Consider the following 15,584-nt stretch of genomic DNA (forward strand, 5'->3'; position numbering starts at 1 on the left):
AGCTTTTTGTACGAGCATTTCGAGGACATCTGCGACATCATGAAGGCCTATGACGTGTGCTTCTCGCTCGGCGATGGCCTGCGCCCCGGCTCGATTGCCGACGCCAACGACGAAGCGCAGTTTGCCGAACTGCACACGCTGGGCGAACTCACGCAGATTGCCTGGAAGCACGACGTGCAGGTGATGATCGAAGGCCCCGGCCATGTGCCGCTGCAGCTGGTGAAGGAAAACGTCGACAAGCAGCTCGAGGCCTGCTTCGAAGCGCCGTTCTACACGCTGGGCCCGCTGATCACCGACATCTCGCCCGGCTACGACCACATCTCGTCGGCTATGGGCGCGGCCAATATCGGCTGGTACGGCACGGCGATGCTGTGCTACGTGACGCCCAAGGAGCACCTGGGCCTGCCGAACCGCGACGACGTGAAGCAGGGCCTGATCGCCTACAAGATTGCCGCGCATGCAGGCGACCTGGCCAAGGGTTACCCCGGCGCGCAGATGTGGGACAACGCTGTTTCAAAAGCCCGCTTCGAGTTTCGCTGGGAAGACCAGTTCCGCCTGGCGATAGACCCGGACACGGCGATGGCCTACCACGACGAAACGCTGCCCAAGGAAAATGCCAAGGTGGCGCATTTCTGCTCGATGTGCGGGCCCAAGTTCTGCTCGATGAAGATTTCGCAGGAGGTGCGAGAATTTGCGCGGCTCAACCCCTCCACGACCACGCTGGCCAAGGGGCCGGGCGTGATTCCGATTCAGCAGGTCACGGTTGAGATGGAAGCCGGATTTGAAGAAAAAGCCGGGGAATTCCGCAAGGGCGGGAACGAGATTTATTCCTGACGCGGCCCGTCTTTCTCCTTCCCCTGCTGGGGGAAGGCCGGGATGGGGGCCTGCCCGAATCCGAATTCAAAATGCTATTAAAAATATAGCGATATGCCTATGTGGAACGAGCGTTACAGTCATTTTTATTAAAATTCAACGGGGTTTCTTTCCCGAGACAGATTTCTTCTTTACCTTTATGCCCGCCGCTGGCCCTACCCCAGCCCTCCCCCAGAGGGGGATGGCGCTAATACCAAAGACACCATGAACTCCCTTCACATTGGCATTGCCGGCGCCGGCCTGGCGGGCCGCACGCTGGCCTGGCGTCTGCTGCGCGCGGGCTGCCGCGTCAGCCTGTTTGATTCGCGGTCACGCGATGCGCTGGACACGGCCAGCATGACGGCGGCGGCCATGCTGTCGCCGCTGGCCGAACTGGCGGTGTCGGACGACGCCGTGTTCGCGCTGGGCCAGCGCTCGATGCAGCTCTGGCCGCGCTGGATGGATGAGCTGGCCGAAGGCGGCGGTGCCCCGGTGTACTTTCGCCAGCAAGGTACGCTGGTGGTGGCGCACGCGCCCGACCAGACTTCGCTCGAGCATTTCACGCGCCTGCTGCACCACAAGCTGCCCGAAGCGTGCCGCGCCCAGGTACGCACGCTCGATGCCGCTGCGCTTGGCGCGGTGGAGCCTACGCTGGCCGGACGCTTTGGCGGCGGCCTGCTGCTGGAGGGCGAAGGCCAGCTGGCCAACGACCAGTGGATGGCGGGGCTGGCCACCGAGATCGAGCGGCTGGGCGTGCAGTGGCATGAAGGCCAGGCGGTTGAAAAAGTGGAAGAAGGCCGCATCGTCTGCGCGGACCAGTCGCATGCCGTCGATGTGGCGGTCGATGCGCGCGGCGTGGGCAGCAAGGCGCAGTGGCCAGCAGACAACCCCTTGCGCGGCGTGCGCGGCGAGGTGCTGCGCGTGGAATGCCCCGGCGTGACGCTGTTGCGCCCGGTGCGCCTGATGCATCCGCGCTACCAGCTGTATGTGGCGCCCCGGCCCAACCACCAGTTTGTGGTGGGCGCGACCGAGCTGGAGTCGGAAGACACCGGGCCGGTCACGCTGCGCTCCACGCTGGAGCTGGCCAGCGCGCTGCACAGCTTGCACCCGGCCTTTGGCGAGGCCCGCGTGCTGCGCCTGTCTGCGGCGCTGCGCCCGGCGCTGGACGACCACCGGCCGGCGGTAGCGCTTCGGGATGGCGTCTGGCATATCAACGGCCTGTACCGGCACGGCTATTTGTGCGCGCCGGCGCTGGTAGATGAACTGGCCCATAAACTCTTGGGCATTGAACGCAAGGAGGAGACATGACAAGTTTTGAAATTTCCCTGAACGGCGAGCGCATTGCCACCGGGGCGCCCACGCTGCAGGCGCTGCTGCTGGAGCGCGGCTACGATCTGAAAAGCGCGTTTGCCTGCGCCATCAACAGCGGCTTTGTGCCGCGCCCGCAGTGGCCCGAGCGCAGTTTGCAAGGTGGCGACCGCATCGACGTCGTGACACCGATCACAGGAGGCTAGCCATGAACACATCCATTGCCCACGGCAGTCCGTGGACCGTGGCGGGCACCACGCTTTCAAGCCGCTTTTTCCTGGGCACCTCGCATTACCCGTCGCCGCAGGTGCTGGGCGATGCGGTGCGCGCCAGCGGCACCGAGGTGCTGACGGTGGGCCTGCGCCGGCTGCAGCCTGAAACCGGCGGCGGCAGCAGCTTCTGGCAGCGTATCCAGGCGCTGGGCTGCCACATTTTGCCGAACACGGCGGGCTGCCACAGCGCGGTAGAGGCGATCACGCTGGCGCAGATGGCGCGCGAGATTTTCGGCACCACCTGGATCAAGCTCGAAGTGATTGGCGACGACTACACGCTGCAGCCCGACACCGTGGCCACGCTCGAAGCCGCCACGGCGCTGGCCAAAGACGGTTTTGCGGTCTTTGCCTACACCACCGACGACCTGGTGATGGCGCAGCGTCTGCACGCGGCGGGCTGCGCGGCCGTGATGCCGTGGGCCGCGCCGATTGGCACCGGGCGCGGGCCGCTCAATCCGTATGCGCTGGAAACCATGCGGCGCCGCCTGCCCGACGCGGTGCTGATCGTGGACGCCGGGCTGGGCCGGCCCTCGCATGCCGCGCAGGTGATGGAGCTGGGCTTTGACGCCGTGCTGCTCAACACCGCCGTGGCGCAGGCGGGCGACCCGGTGCGCATGGCGCGGGCCTTTGCCGATGGCGTGGCGGCCGGCCGGGCCGCCTATGAGTCCACCCCCATGCCCGAGCGCGCCGCCGCGCAGGCCTCGACCCCGACTGTCGGTGTGCCGTTCTGGCATGGCGCTTGATGCTTGCCGCCTCTTCTCTTTCTTCCTCCTTCCCCTTTTGGGGGAAGGCGTAATTCATCCTTTAACGTGGTGACCGCCATGACTTCCACACCTTTTGCTTCCCTGACCGGCACCATCGGCTTTTACCCCGTGGTGCATGACGCCGCCTGGGTCCAGCGCCTGCTCGACTGGGGCGTGCGTACCATACAGCTGCGCATCAAGGCCGCTGACCACACGCCGGCCGAGATCGAACGGGAAGTGAAGGCCGCTGTCGAGGCCGGCAAGCGGGTGCCGGGCGCGCAGGTCTTCATCAACGACCACTGGCAGCTGGCCCTTGCCGCAGGCGCTTACGGCGTGCATCTGGGCCAGGAAGACCTCGACACGGCCGACATCGAGGCGCTGCGCCGCGCCGGCCTGCGACTGGGCCTGAGCACCCACACGCCGGCCGAACTGGCGCGCGCCCATGCGGTGCAACCGTCTTACCTGGCGATAGGCCCGATCTACCCGACCACGCTCAAGGTCATGCCTTACGAGCCGGTCGGGCTGGCGCAGCTGAAGGACTGGGCGCTGCTGGCCGCGCCGTATCCGGTGGTCGCCATTGGCGGCATTTCGCTGGAACGCATGCCGGGCGTGCTGGCCTGCGGCGTTGACGGCGTGGCGGTGGTCAGCGCGGTGACGCTGGCGGCCGACCCGCAGCAGGCGGCGCTGGCCGGCCTGCGGCTGGCGGCCGGCTGAAGCACCGAATTTCATGCATCAAATCGGCCGCTGGCGCAACCCGGCCAGACATTAATTGCTATTATTTGTATAGCGACGGATAGTCGGTGTAGCCCTTGGCGCCACCGCCGTAAAACGTCGCTTGATCGGGCGTGTTGAGCGGCGCATTGCCGCGCAGGCGTGCCACCAGGTCGGGGTTGGCGATGAACGGTTTGCCAAAGGCGATCAGGTCGGCGCTGCCGTCTTTCACGGCCTGCTCGGCCAACTCTTGGTTGTAGCCGTTGTTGACCATCCAGGCGCCCTTGCCGCCAGCAGCGCGGTAGGCGGCTTTCAGCTCGGCGTAGTCAAACGGACGGTCGGGCAAGTCGCGCGCGCCGCCGGTGGCGCCTTCAATGATGTGGATATACGCCAGGTTCAGTTTGGCGAGCTGCTTGACCACGTAGTCAAACAGCGGCTGCGGGTCGGCGTCATACGCGTCGTTGGAGAGCGTGACGGGTGACAGGCGAATGCCGGTGCGGCCGCCGCCAATGGCGCCCGCGACGGCGCGCACCACTTCAAGCAGCAGGCGCGCCCGGTTCTTCAGGCTGCCGCCGTAGTCGTCGGTGCGCTGGTTGGAGCCGCTTTTGAGGAACTGGTCGAGCAAATAGCCGTTGGCTGCGTGGATTTCGACGCCGTCAAAACCGGCGGTTTCCACCGCATTGCGCGCAGCCGCCTGGTAGGTGTGCACGATGTCGGGCAGTTCTGCCGCGTCCAGCGCGCGCGGCTCCGAGGTGGCCACAAACGTGGGCACGCCGTCCCTGATCAGCACGGTTTTGGTCTTGGCGGTGATCGCCGAAGGCGCCACCGGTTTGCCGCCGTTTGGCTGCAAATCGGTGTGCGACACGCGGCCCACATGCCAGAGCTGCACCACGATTTTGCCGCCCGCGTCATGCACGGCTTCGGTGATGGGCTTCCAGCCGTCGAGCTGCTCGGTGCCGTACAGGCCGGGCACATCGGCATAGCCCTGGGCCTGGTGGCTGATGGCGGTGGCTTCGGTGATGATGAGTCCCGCCGTGGCGCGCTGGGTGTAGTACTCGGTCATCAGTGGGGTGGGAATGGCGTCGGGCGCGCGGTTGCGCGTCAGCGGCGCCATCACGATGCGGTTGGCGAGCCGGAGGTCGCCTGCCTGGACGGGGTCAAATAAGGTGGGCATTGAAAAGGATCCGTAAGGTAAACAGCAAAACAGGACGCCAGTGTGCGCCCTTGCGGATGGGTCTGGCAAATGTCGGGCCGCCGAAGCGGCGCCAGCCGGCCGGACCGTGCGTCAGGTCAACTGGGCTTGATCAGGCCTTCTTGCTTCATGGCCGCCTGCACGGCAGGGCGTGCCGCGATGCGTTCGCGCAAGGCGGCGATGTTGGCAAAGCCTGAAATATCCAGCCCCACAAAGCGGGCCCAGTTGGTGACGTTGAACAGGTAGGGGTCAGCCACGCTGTAGGCGTCGCCCATCAGGAAGGACTTGCCTGCGAGTTCGTCGTCCACCCACTTCAGGCGCGACAGCAGCTTGTTGATGGCCACCGGTTTGTAGTCGGCGGGCGTCGCCGGGTTAAACAGCGGGCTGAAACCCTGGTGCAGCTCGGTGCTGATGAAGTTCAGCCACGACTGCAGCTGCGCGCGCGCCAGCGTGCCGCTGGCTGGCGCCAGCTGTTTGTCAGGCACCAGGTCGGCGATGTACTGCACGATGGCCGGGCCTTCGGTCAGGCGCGTGCCATCGTCGAGTTCCAGCAGGGGAACCGCGCCCAGCGGGTTGATGGTGTAGTAGTCGGTGCCGTCCTTGAGCTGGTGGGTTTTGGTGGAGGCCAGCACAGGCTCAAAGGCCAGCCCCGACTCGTGCAGCGCGATGTGGACAGACAGCGAGCAGGCGCCGGGCGAGTAATAAAGCTTCATGCGGGGATCCTTGAATGGGGTTGCGGGAGGAGGGCGCCAAGGCCCTGATGCTAGCCGCATCGGGCGGCCGGCGTGATGCGAAAGGCCAAAAGTGGCCCGCGTGGCCGGTTTTTAATTTGCTTGACGAAAGCCTGCAGGCGCCCTTGTATTTCCGGCCCTGATAGCTATAAATAGCATAGCAATTGGCGGCCTTCTGGCGGTGGCTTCGTCCTACAACGGCCCGCGCGCCCTGCTGATTTGTCAGCGGCGCTGGCACCCCTAACATCGGGTTTTGCAGCGCCCATGTTGTGCGTTGCGGTTCGGGAGAACACGATGCTCAAGTACGCGATTATTTTTGCGCTGATTGCACTGGTGGCCGGCGCACTCGGCTTTGGCGGTGTGGCCGCAGGCGCGGCCGGTATTGCCAAGATTTTGTTCGGCCTGTTCCTGATCGTGGCCATCATTTTTGTGGTGCTGGCGGCGCTGGGCGTGGGTGCGGCCAAGAAAATAATGAAGTAAATGGACATCGTCCTGATGCGGCAGTGCCCCGCCAAGCCGGTGTTCCGATGCGCACCTGACCGCCAAGCGTTTCGTGGCAATATCGCCATTTTTTTCCATTCAGAAACTTCTCTCCCCATGCACACCTCTTTAGTTGACTGTTTGCTGGAGTACGACGTCAGCAGTCCTGCCCATTTTTTGTTCAACATCGAGACCGCTTTTCACGAGGGTCACCGGGTGCTGGAGGAGCGGCTGACGATCACGCCCAGCATGAAGGTGCACAATTTCTGCGACGAGCGCAGCGGAAACCGGTTCATCCGGCTGGATGCGCCCAGGGGGCTGCTGACCGTGAACTACAACGCCCGGGTGGAACTGATGCCTGCGCCGGTGCCGCTGCATCTGGACGAGACGCCGGTCAGTGCGGTGCCCGACGACGTTCTGCGCTTTCTGATGCCCAGCCGTTACTGCGAGTCGGACATCATGAGCCGCGCCGCCCAGCACCTGTTTGGTCAGCTGCCGCACGGCATAGGCCGGGTGCGCGCGATTGAGCGGTGGATACGCGAGTCGATTGAGTACCTGCCCGGCTTTGGCAATTCAACCACCAGTGCGCAGGAGGTGTTTGTGCAGCGCGCCGGCGTCTGCCGCGACTTTGCCCACCTGGGCATCACGCTGTGCCGGGCGCTTAATATTCCGGCGCGGCTGGTGGTGGGCTATGTGCATTTTGTCCAGCCGCCTGAAGACTTCCATGCCGTGTTCGAAGCCTGGCTGGGCGGCCAGTGGGTGGTGTTTGACCCGACCGGCATGGCGCCCATAGACCGGATGGTGCGCATCGGCTCGGGCCGCGACGCCAAGGATGTGGCCTTTGCCACTATTTTTGGCCAGGTGCAGATGGTGCGCAAGGAACTGACGGTGCAGGAAGGCGATACCGCCTCCGCCCCCGCGCTGTCGCTGGTTCCTCCTGTGTAACGCTTTCAGCTGCGGTAGCTGGCGTCCAGGCGTTCGAGCTTGCGAATCAGTGCCGGCCAGACAAAGGCGCCGCCCATGCCGCCGGTCTGCACGCGCATGGCTTCAGACACGCCCTGGACGATCAGCGGGTTGACCGGCGTCAGCGCGCCGCCGCCAGCCTGGGCGTCAATCTGGATGCGGCAGGTGGCTTCAAAGGTGTACATGCTCAAAAACGCGTCGGCAATGGTCTTGCCGACGGTCAGCAGGCCGTGGTTGCGCAGCACCAGAAAGTTGGCGCGGCCCAGGTCGGCCTGCAGGCGCGGCTTTTCGTCGTCCCTGAACGCCACGCCTTCATAGGCATGGTAGGCCAGCGAGGCCAGCACAAAGGTGGACTGCTGGCTGATCGGCAGCACGCCGCCGGCCTGCGCGCTCACGCCGACACCGGCGCGCGTGTGGGTGTGCAGCACGCAGCCGGCGTCGCGCCTGGCCTCATGCACGGCGCTGTGGATCACGAAGCCGGCCGGGTTGACCGGGAACGGCGAATCAATCACCTTGTTGCATTGTTCGTCGACCTTGACCAGGCTGGAGGCCGTGATCTCGTCAAACATCAGGCCGTAGGGGTTGATCAGGAAATGGTGCGCGCCCGGTCCCGTGACGGACTCGGGCAGCTTGGCGCTGATGTGGGTGAACACCAGGTCGCTCCAGCCATACAGCGCCACCAGCCGGTAGCAGGCGGCCAGGTCGCAGCGCAGCTGCCATTCTTCGGGGCTGACTTCATTTTGAAGGGAAGGGATGTTCATGCTGTGTGTCCTGAAGGGGTCCAGTGGGGCGCTTGGTGCGCGGCTGGCTAGCCTACAACGCCCCGCACCTTTGCGTGTGTTGCGCCCGCGACACCCATGGGCCCGGCCCGCGCTCGGGGCCGTACTTGCCTAGCGCTGGAAAGCGACCACCCGCTGCCGCTGCTCGCCCAGCCCGTCGATGCCGAGCGCGATCTGGTCGCCTGCCTTGAGGTAGACCGGCGGCTTCATGCCCATGCCGACGCCGGGCGGCGTGCCGGTGGTGATGACATCGCCGGGCTCCAGCGTCATGAACTGGCTCACATAGCTGACGATTTTTGCCACGCTGAAAATCATGGTCCGGGTCGATCCGGTCTGCATGCGCCGGCCGTTGACGTCCAGCCACATGCCGAGGTTTTGCGGGTCAGCGACCTCGTCGCGCGTGACCAGCCATGGGCCGATCGGGCCGAAGGTGTCGCAGCCCTTGCCCTTGTCCCAGGTGCCGCCGCGCTCGATCTGGAATTCCCGCTCGCTGACATCGTTGATGGTGCAGTAGCCGGCGACATGATTGAGCGCCTCATCTTCGTCCACATAGCGCGCGCGCGTGCCGATGACCACGCCCAGCTCGACCTCCCAGTCGGTCTTGACCGAATCCCGGGGCAGCATGACCGCATCGTCGGGTCCCTGGATGCAGCTGGTGGCCTTCATGAACACGATCGGTTCGGCCGGAATCGGCAGGTTGGACTCGGCCGCATGGTCGGCAAAATTCAGGCCGATGGCGATGAACTTGCGCACGCCGGTCAGCGGGCAGCCCAGGCGCGGCGAACCTTCGACCGCCGGCAGCGCGCTGGCGTCGTGCTGGCGCAGTGCCTCTAGCGCGGCATCGCCAAGCTGGTCGGGGCCGATGTCGCCGATCAGGCCGCTGAGGTCGCGCAACTGGCCTGCCGTGTCGATGAGGCCGGGTTTTTCCTGGCCTGGGTGGCCGTAGCGAACGAGTTTCATGGGTGTTTCCTTTTTTCCTTGGGGTGCGTCAATTGATTGTTAAAGCCTGCGGGACACCGGCCTGCAAACCAGGTCGTGCTCAGATCGTGATGCCGCCATCGATGTTGTAGGCCTGCCCGGTGACAAACGCTGATTCGTCGCTGGCCAGGAACACCACCAGCGGCGCAATTTCATGCGCCTGCGCCAGCCGGCCGAGAGGCTGGCGCGCGACGAAGCCCTTGCGCGCCTCCACCGGGTCTTCAAACACATTGATGCGCTCCTGCAGCGACGGCGTGTCGACCGTGCCGGGGCAGACCGCATTGCAGCGCACGCCCTGGGCCACGTGGTCGGCGGCGACGCTCTTGGTCAGTCCGACGACGGCCGCCTTGGAGGCGCCGTAGAGGAAGCGGTTCGGCAGGCCCTTGAAGCCGCAGACGCTGGCCATGTTGATGATGCTGCCGCCTTTGTTCGCCAGCATCTTGGGCAGCGCCGCCTGGATCAGCCAGAACTGTGCGCGCACATTGAGGTTGAAGGCAAAGTCCCATTCGGCATCGGTGGCCTGCAGGACCGAGCCGGCATGCACGAAGCCGGCGCAGTTGAACAGCACATTGAGCGGCGGCAACGCGTTGACCAGCTTGTCGATGGCCTGCCTGTCGAGCACATCCAGCACGGCGGTCTGGATGTTTGGAATGCCGGCATAGCTGGCCAGCAGCGCCGGATTGACATCGGTGGCCCAGACCTGCGCGCCTTCGGCCGCCATGGCCAGCGCGCTGGCCTTGCCGATGCCCTGTCCGGCGGCGGTCACCAGCGCGGTTTTTCCTTCCAGTCTCAACTTTGTCATGCGTGTTCCTTGAATGCGGTCGATCTGCACAGCGGCCAGGCGACGGGGCAGGGTTTTGCCGGATGGGTGAAGCGCCTGTTTCATGGGATTATTAATTGGCCTTACCACTTGGCCAATTCTGGCTAACCCTTAATTCGAATGGTTAACGTCCCCCGCATGTCCTTCCTTCAAGTTGTCGAACCCCAGCGCCTGTACCGGCAGATTGCCGGGCAGTTGCGCGCGCTGATCAGCCAGGGCGAACTGGCCGTCGGCAGCCGTCTGCCGGCAGAGCGCGACCTGGCGAAACAACTGGGCGTGAGCCGGCCGTCGGTGCGCGAGGCGCTGATCGCGCTGGAAGTCGAAGGCTGGGTCGAGGTGCGCACCGGCTCGGGCGTTTATGTGCTGGACCGCAGCAGCCAGGCCAGTCACGCCGCCGCCCGCCGCCCGCAGATTGCGGCCGACGAATGGGGGCCGCTGGAGCTGATCCGCGCCCGCCGGGTGGTTGAAGGCGAAACTGCCGCCATCGCCGCCACCGAGGCCAAGCGCCAGCACATTGCCGCCATGGGCCGGGCGCTGGCGGCCATGCAGGGCGATACCGGCCAGGGCATCATGCCGCTCGAAGGCGACCGGGACTTTCACAGCGCGATTGTTGAAGCCTGCGGCAATGTCGTGTTGATTGAAACCGTGCAACGCTTCTGGGACTCCCGGCGCAGCCCGCTGTTTGAGCGGCTGACCGGCTATTTTGAAACCGCCCACTCCTGGCGCGCTGCCATCACCGAGCATGAAGCGATCCTGCAGGCCATCCGCAGCCATGACCCGGCCGCCGCCCGCCTGGCCATGCACCAGCACATGGACAACTCGCACACCCGCTTCAGCGTGAGCTGGCGGCAGGCGCAAAAGCTCAAGGATCCCGTGTAGGGAGACCTGAACTGCGGTGCATGGCTGGCGCATGCACCGGACCCGCAAAGCCAGCACATCATCCACCCCGAGGAGACACCATGAACGACTTGAAAACAAAACGCAAGACTCTTAAAACCATCGCATGTTGTGCCGTGCTGGCGGGCGCTACAGGCCTTTCTGGCATTGCATCGGCGCAAACCAAGCTGAAATGGGCGCACGTTTATGAGACCTCCGAGCCGTTTCACAAATGGTCGGTCTGGGCCGGCGACGAAATCAAGAAGCGCACCAACGGCAAGTACGAGGTGCAGGTGTTTCCGGCCTCCACGCTGGGCAAGGAATCCGACATCAACCAGGGCCTGACGCTCGGCTCGGTGGACATCATCCTGAGCGGCGCCAGCTTTGCCGGCAACACCTACAAGCCGCTGGCCGTCACCTACTTTCCCTTCATCTTCCGGGACGCCGAGCACCTGCTGAAATACGCCAAGAGCGATGTGTTCAAGGAACTCGCCAAAGGCTACGACGACAAGAGCGGCAACCACATCACCGCGCTCAACTACTACGGCGCGCGCCATGTCACCTCCAGCGCGGCCAAGCCGGTCACCAAGCCCGAGGACATGAAGGGCCTGAAGATCCGCGTGCCCGACGCGCCGGCCTACCTGGCCTTTCCCAAGTCACTCGGCGCCAATGCCACGCCAATCGCCTTTGCCGAGGTCTACCTGGCGCTGCAGAACGGCACCGTCGATGCGCAGGAAAACCCGCTGCCGACCATCGAGGCCAAGAAGTTCTTCGAGGTGCAGAAAAACATTTCGCTGACCGGCCACATCGTCGACTCGCTGCTGACCATCACCTCCGGTCAGCTGTGGGCCAAGCTGTCGGCCGACGAGAAAAAGATCTTCTCGGACGTGATGCAGGAAGCCGCCGAAAAGACCGGCCGCGAAATCATTGCCTCTGAAGTGCGCCTGGCCGAGGAGTTCAAGAAAAAGGGCAACAACGTCATCACGGTCGACAAGAACGCCTTTCGCGAAGCGGTGCTGAAAAACACCAAGCCGACCGACCACGGCTACCGCCAGCAGGACTACGACCGCATCACCGCCATCAAGTAAGCGATGCCCGCTGGCCGCCCTGCCCCCGGGCATTGCGGCCAGTTTTTTGACCGAATTGACTGTTTGCGGAGTGCCCATGAGCGACAAAATCATCAGCGACGACGGCGAGTTCCACACCGAGGACGAGGTGGTGGACCTGTCCACTACCACGCCCGAGGCGTGGCTGGCGCTGGCGCTCTTCTGGCTGCTGGGCCTGACGGTGTTCTACCAGTTCATCACCCGCTATGTGATGAACGATTCGGCGGCCTGGACCGAGGAAATCGCCCGCTACCAGCTGATTGCGGTGGTGTTCATAGGCGCGGCCATCGGCGTGGCAAAGAACAACCACATCCATGTCGATTTTTTTTACCGCCACATGCCGGCGCGCATGGGCCGGCTGATGTCGGGCTTCGTGGACGGGGTGCGCATCGCGTTTTTTGGCGCCGCCGTGGTCATGACGGTGCAGATGATGCTCAAGATTGGAAACCAGACCCGCATGACGGTGGTGGACCTGCCGATGAACGTGGTCTATGCGCTGTGCCTGCTCGGCTTTGCCGTGATGCTGCTGCGCGCGATACAGGTCGCCGTGATCCATTACCGGCGCGGCTACAGCGTGCTGGAGCGGCCCGACACCACGATGCAGGACCGCTGAGTCCCGGTACAACCAGAGTCACACAAGTCACCCCATGCTCAAAATATTCTTCCTGATCTTCATGGGCGCCGGCATTCCGGTGGCCATCGCCATGGCGGGCGCTTCGCTCGTCTACATCCTGTTCAGCGGCACGCTGCCGCCTTTCGTGGTGATTCACCGCATGGTGTCGGGCATCGACAGCTTTCCGCTGCTGGCCGTGCCCTTTTTCATTCTGGCCGGCAACCTGATGAACAACGCCGGCATCACGACGCGCATCTACAACTTCGCGCTGGCGCTGGTCGGCTGGCTCAAGGGCGGGCTGGGCCATGTCAACGTGGTCGGCTCGGTCATTTTTGCCGGCATGAGCGGCACCGCCATTGCCGATGCGGCCGGCCTGGGCACGATCGAGATCAAGGCCATGAAGGAGCACGGCTATTCGTCCGAATTCGCCGTCGGCGTGACGGCGGCGTCCGCCACGCTGGGCCCCATCATTCCGCCCAGTTTGCCGTTTGTGATCTACGGCATGATGGCCAACGTGTCGATTGGCGCGCTGTTCCTGGCCGGCCTGCTGCCGGGCCTGCTGATGGCTTTTCTGATGATGCTCACCGTCGCGTACTTTGCGCACAAGAACAAATGGGGCGGCGACATCCGCTTCTCGGGCAGCCGCTTTGGCAAGGCGCTGGTGGAACTTGCCGTGGTGGCCGGCTGGCCGCTGGCGCTGTGGGGCCTGATCAGCCTGGGCGCGCCGCCGCAGATCACGGTCTTTCTGGGGCTGGTCGCGCTGTTCGTACTCGACAAGCTTTTTCGCTTTGAAGCCGTGCTGCCCATCATGACGCCCGTGCTGCTGATAGGCGGCATGACGACCGGCCTGTTCACGCCCACCGAAGGCGCGATTGCGGCCTGCGTCTGGTCCATGGTGCTGGGCTTTGCCTGGTACCGCACGCTGAAGTTCAAGATGTTCGTCAAGGTCTGCCTGGACACGGTCGAGACCACCGCCACCGTGCTGTTCATCGTGGCCGCCGCGTCCATCTTTGGCTGGATGCTGACGGCGACCGGCGTGACCGCCGGCATTGCCGAATGGGTGCTGGGTTTCACAAAGGAGGCCTGGGTCTTTTTGCTGCTGGCCAACCTCTTGATGCTGTTTGTCGGCTGCTTCCTGGAGCCCACCGCCGCCATCACTATCCTGGTGCCCATCTTGCTGCCCATCACGCAGCAGCTCGGCATCGACCCGGTCCATTTCGGGCTGGTGATGGTGCTCAATTTGATGATCGGCCTGCTGCACCCGCCCATGGGCATGGTGCTGTTCGTGCTGGCGCGGGTGGCCAAGCTGTCGGTGGAGCAAACCACCATGGCGATCCTGCCGTGGCTGCTGCCCTTGCTGGTGAGTCTGGGCATCATCACCTACTTCCCCAAGGCCGTGCTCTGGCTGCCGAAGATGTTTTATTGACTGATTTTTGATTGCCCTGAAGGTCACCCCATGATTCCTTTTATCCGCCTCCATCCCGCCGACGATGTGCTGATTGCCCGGGCCCAGCTCGTGGGCGGCAGCCCCATAGAGAACATCACGGTCCGCGGCCTGATTCCGCCCGGCCACAAGGTGGCCACGCGCGCGCTGGCGGCCGGCGAGCCGGTGCGGCGCTACAACCAGATCATCGGTTTTGCCAGCAAGGCGATTGCACCGGGCGAGCATGTGCATACGCACAACCTGGACATGGGGCCCGACAAGGGCGACTTTGCGCGCGACTACGCCATTGGCGCCGACGTGAAGCCTGCAGCCCCGCGGCGCGAGGCAACCTTTATGGGCATCAAGCGCGCCGACGGCCGCGTGGCAACGCGCAACTACATCGGCATCTTGTCCAGCGTCAACTGCTCGGCCACGGCGGCGCGCGCCATTGCCGACCATTTTTCGCGGCAAACCAACCCCTCGGCCCTGAAGGATTTCCCGAACGTCGATGGCGTGGTGGCGCTGACCCACGGCACCGGCTGCGGCATGGACACCGAAGGCATGGGTATGCAGATCCTGGAACGCACGCTGGCCGGCTATGCCACGCATGCCAACTTTGCCGGCGTGCTGGTCGTCGGCCTGGGCTGCGAGGCCAACCAGATCAATGCCTGGCTGGCGCACAGCGCGCTGCGCGAAGGCGACAACTTTCGCGTCTTCAACATCCAGGACACCGGCGGCACGCGCAAGACCGTCGAAAAAGGCATTGCGCTGGTCAAGGAGATGCTGCCGCGCGCCAATGACGTCAAGCGCGAACCGTGCAGCGCCGCCCACATCACCATCGGCCTGCAATGCGGCGGCTCGGACGGCTACTCGGGCATCAGCGCGAATCCGGCGCTGGGCGCGGCGGTAGATTTGCTGGTGGCCCATGGCGGCACGGCCATCCTGAGCGAAACCCCCGAAATCTACGGCGCCGAGCATTTGCTCACGCGCCGCGCCGTGCGCCCCGACGTTGCCGAAAAGCTGATTGCCCGCATCAAGTGGTGGGAGCACTACACCCAGATCAACGAAGGCGAGATGAACAACAACCCCTCGCCCGGCAACAAGGCCGGCGGCCTGACCACGATCCTTGAAAAATCGCTGGGCGCCGTGGCCAAGGGCGGCACCAGCAACCTCGAAGCAGTCTATGAATATGCCGAACCCGTCGATGCCCACGGCTTTGTCTACATGGACACGCCGGGCTACGACCCGGTCAGCGCCACCGGCCAGGTCGCGGGCGGCGCCAACCTGATCTGCTTCACCACCGGGCGCGGCTCGGCCTATGGCTGCGCGCCCTCGCCGTCGCTCAAGCTGGCCACCAACTCGGCGCTGTGGCAGCGCCAGGAGGAAGACATGGACATCAACTGCGGCGAAATCATCGACGGCAGCGCGTCCATCCAGGAAATGGGCCAGCGGATTTTTGAGCAGGTGCTGGCCACAGCGTCCGGTCAGCAGAGCAAGAGCGAGCAGCACGGTTACGGGCAGAACGAGTTTGTGCCCTGGCAAGTCGGCGCGGTCATGTAAAACACGAGATTTTTATGCAAAAAACCATTCCTGCCCAGGTATTGCGAACACAGTGCGCGCGTATTTTGGTGGCGGCCGGCAGTTCGGCCGAAGAAGCTGAAAAAGTGGCTGACAACCTCGTCATGGCCAACCTCAGCGGCCACGACTCGCATGGCGTGGGCATGCTGCCGCGCTATG

The 15,584-nt window shown here is 64.3% G+C and carries 18 protein-coding genes; 13 read left to right on the forward strand and 5 right to left on the reverse strand.

Going from position 1 to position 15,584, the window contains the following annotated elements; translation table 11 throughout:
• From IV091_RS16830 to thiE, 5 genes are all read left to right on the forward strand, one after another.
• Window positions 1-834: phosphomethylpyrimidine synthase ThiC (locus IV091_RS16830; protein ID WP_293470411.1), on the forward strand; the 834-nt coding region annotated here is incomplete at its 5' end.
• A 243-nt stretch (window positions 835-1,077) separates the two neighbouring features.
• Window positions 1,078-2,160 carry a glycine oxidase ThiO gene (gene thiO, locus IV091_RS16835; protein ID WP_293470412.1) on the forward strand — a complete coding sequence of 361 codons (1,083 nt, stop codon included), beginning with the start codon at window positions 1,078-1,080 and terminating at the stop codon, window positions 2,158-2,160.
• The gene (gene thiS, locus IV091_RS16840; RefSeq protein WP_293470413.1) at window positions 2,157-2,366 is read left to right on the forward strand and encodes a sulfur carrier protein ThiS; all 210 of its coding nucleotides are present in this window, start codon (window positions 2,157-2,159) and stop codon (window positions 2,364-2,366) included. The genes thiO and thiS overlap by 4 nt, the downstream gene beginning before the upstream one ends.
• A 2-nt stretch (window positions 2,367-2,368) precedes the next feature.
• The gene (locus IV091_RS16845) at window positions 2,369-3,175 is read left to right on the forward strand and encodes a thiazole synthase (RefSeq protein ID WP_293470414.1); all 807 of its coding nucleotides are present in this window, start codon (window positions 2,369-2,371) and stop codon (window positions 3,173-3,175) included.
• A gap of 78 nt (window positions 3,176-3,253) precedes the next feature.
• Entirely contained in the window at window positions 3,254-3,889 is a 636-nt protein-coding gene (gene thiE, locus IV091_RS16850; protein ID WP_293470415.1) for a thiamine phosphate synthase, read from the forward strand.
• A gap of 61 nt (window positions 3,890-3,950) precedes the next feature.
• On the opposite strand, the gene IV091_RS16855 is transcribed toward thiE, so the two are convergent.
• Together IV091_RS16855 and gstA are read right to left on the reverse strand one after the other, a co-directional pair.
• Window positions 3,951-5,060, reverse strand: a complete 1,110-nt coding sequence (locus IV091_RS16855; protein WP_293470416.1) for an alkene reductase — start codon at window positions 5,058-5,060, stop codon at window positions 3,951-3,953.
• Between the two features lie 116 nt (window positions 5,061-5,176).
• Entirely contained in the window at window positions 5,177-5,791 is a 615-nt protein-coding gene (gstA, locus tag IV091_RS16860) for a glutathione transferase GstA (protein ID WP_293470417.1), read from the reverse strand.
• Window positions 5,792-6,103: 312 nt separating this feature from the next.
• Here gstA and IV091_RS16865 point away from each other — a divergent pair, with 312 nt between their 5' ends.
• Both IV091_RS16865 and IV091_RS16870 read left to right on the forward strand, forming a co-directional pair.
• The gene (locus IV091_RS16865) at window positions 6,104-6,289 is read left to right on the forward strand and encodes a DUF1328 family protein (RefSeq protein ID WP_293470418.1); all 186 of its coding nucleotides are present in this window, start codon (window positions 6,104-6,106) and stop codon (window positions 6,287-6,289) included.
• 117 nt (window positions 6,290-6,406) lie between these two features.
• Complete coding sequence (locus IV091_RS16870; protein WP_293470419.1) at window positions 6,407-7,234, forward strand: transglutaminase family protein; 828 nt, start codon at window positions 6,407-6,409, stop codon at window positions 7,232-7,234.
• Window positions 7,235-7,239: 5 nt separating this feature from the next.
• On the opposite strand, the gene IV091_RS16875 is transcribed toward IV091_RS16870, so the two are convergent.
• From IV091_RS16875 to IV091_RS16885, 3 genes are all read right to left on the reverse strand, one after another.
• The gene (locus IV091_RS16875; protein ID WP_293470420.1) at window positions 7,240-8,013 is read right to left on the reverse strand and encodes a class II aldolase/adducin family protein; all 774 of its coding nucleotides are present in this window, start codon (window positions 8,011-8,013) and stop codon (window positions 7,240-7,242) included.
• A 129-nt stretch (window positions 8,014-8,142) separates the two neighbouring features.
• Window positions 8,143-8,991, reverse strand: coding sequence for a fumarylacetoacetate hydrolase family protein (locus tag IV091_RS16880; RefSeq protein ID WP_293470421.1), 849 nt, complete (start codon window positions 8,989-8,991; stop codon window positions 8,143-8,145).
• A gap of 79 nt (window positions 8,992-9,070) precedes the next feature.
• Window positions 9,071-9,802, reverse strand: a complete 732-nt coding sequence (locus IV091_RS16885; RefSeq protein ID WP_293470426.1) for an SDR family oxidoreductase — start codon at window positions 9,800-9,802, stop codon at window positions 9,071-9,073.
• 165 nt (window positions 9,803-9,967) lie between these two features.
• Between IV091_RS16885 and IV091_RS16890 the strand changes: the two genes are divergently transcribed.
• The 6 genes from IV091_RS16890 to IV091_RS16915 form a co-directional block, all read left to right on the forward strand.
• Window positions 9,968-10,708 carry a FadR/GntR family transcriptional regulator gene (locus IV091_RS16890; protein WP_293470422.1) on the forward strand — a complete coding sequence of 247 codons (741 nt, stop codon included), beginning with the start codon at window positions 9,968-9,970 and terminating at the stop codon, window positions 10,706-10,708.
• A gap of 89 nt (window positions 10,709-10,797) precedes the next feature.
• Window positions 10,798-11,793, forward strand: a complete 996-nt coding sequence (locus tag IV091_RS16895) for a sialic acid TRAP transporter substrate-binding protein SiaP (RefSeq protein ID WP_293470427.1) — start codon at window positions 10,798-10,800, stop codon at window positions 11,791-11,793.
• 76 nt (window positions 11,794-11,869) lie between these two features.
• A complete protein-coding gene (locus IV091_RS16900; RefSeq protein WP_293470423.1) occupies window positions 11,870-12,424 on the forward strand; it encodes a TRAP transporter small permease in 555 nt (184 codons plus the stop codon).
• A 34-nt stretch (window positions 12,425-12,458) separates the two neighbouring features.
• A complete protein-coding gene (locus IV091_RS16905) occupies window positions 12,459-13,850 on the forward strand; it encodes a TRAP transporter large permease (protein ID WP_293470424.1) in 1,392 nt (463 codons plus the stop codon).
• Window positions 13,851-13,880: 30 nt separating this feature from the next.
• Window positions 13,881-15,407, forward strand: a complete 1,527-nt coding sequence (locus IV091_RS16910) for a UxaA family hydrolase (RefSeq protein ID WP_293470425.1) — start codon at window positions 13,881-13,883, stop codon at window positions 15,405-15,407.
• Between the two features lie 14 nt (window positions 15,408-15,421).
• Window positions 15,422-15,584, forward strand: a 163-nt coding sequence (locus tag IV091_RS16915) for an Ldh family oxidoreductase (RefSeq protein ID WP_293470428.1), incomplete at its 3' end; no start/stop codon positions are given.

The organism is Polaromonas sp., from assembly GCF_018780625.1.
In the GTDB taxonomy this organism is placed as follows: Bacteria; Pseudomonadota; Gammaproteobacteria; order Burkholderiales; family Burkholderiaceae_C; genus Polaromonas.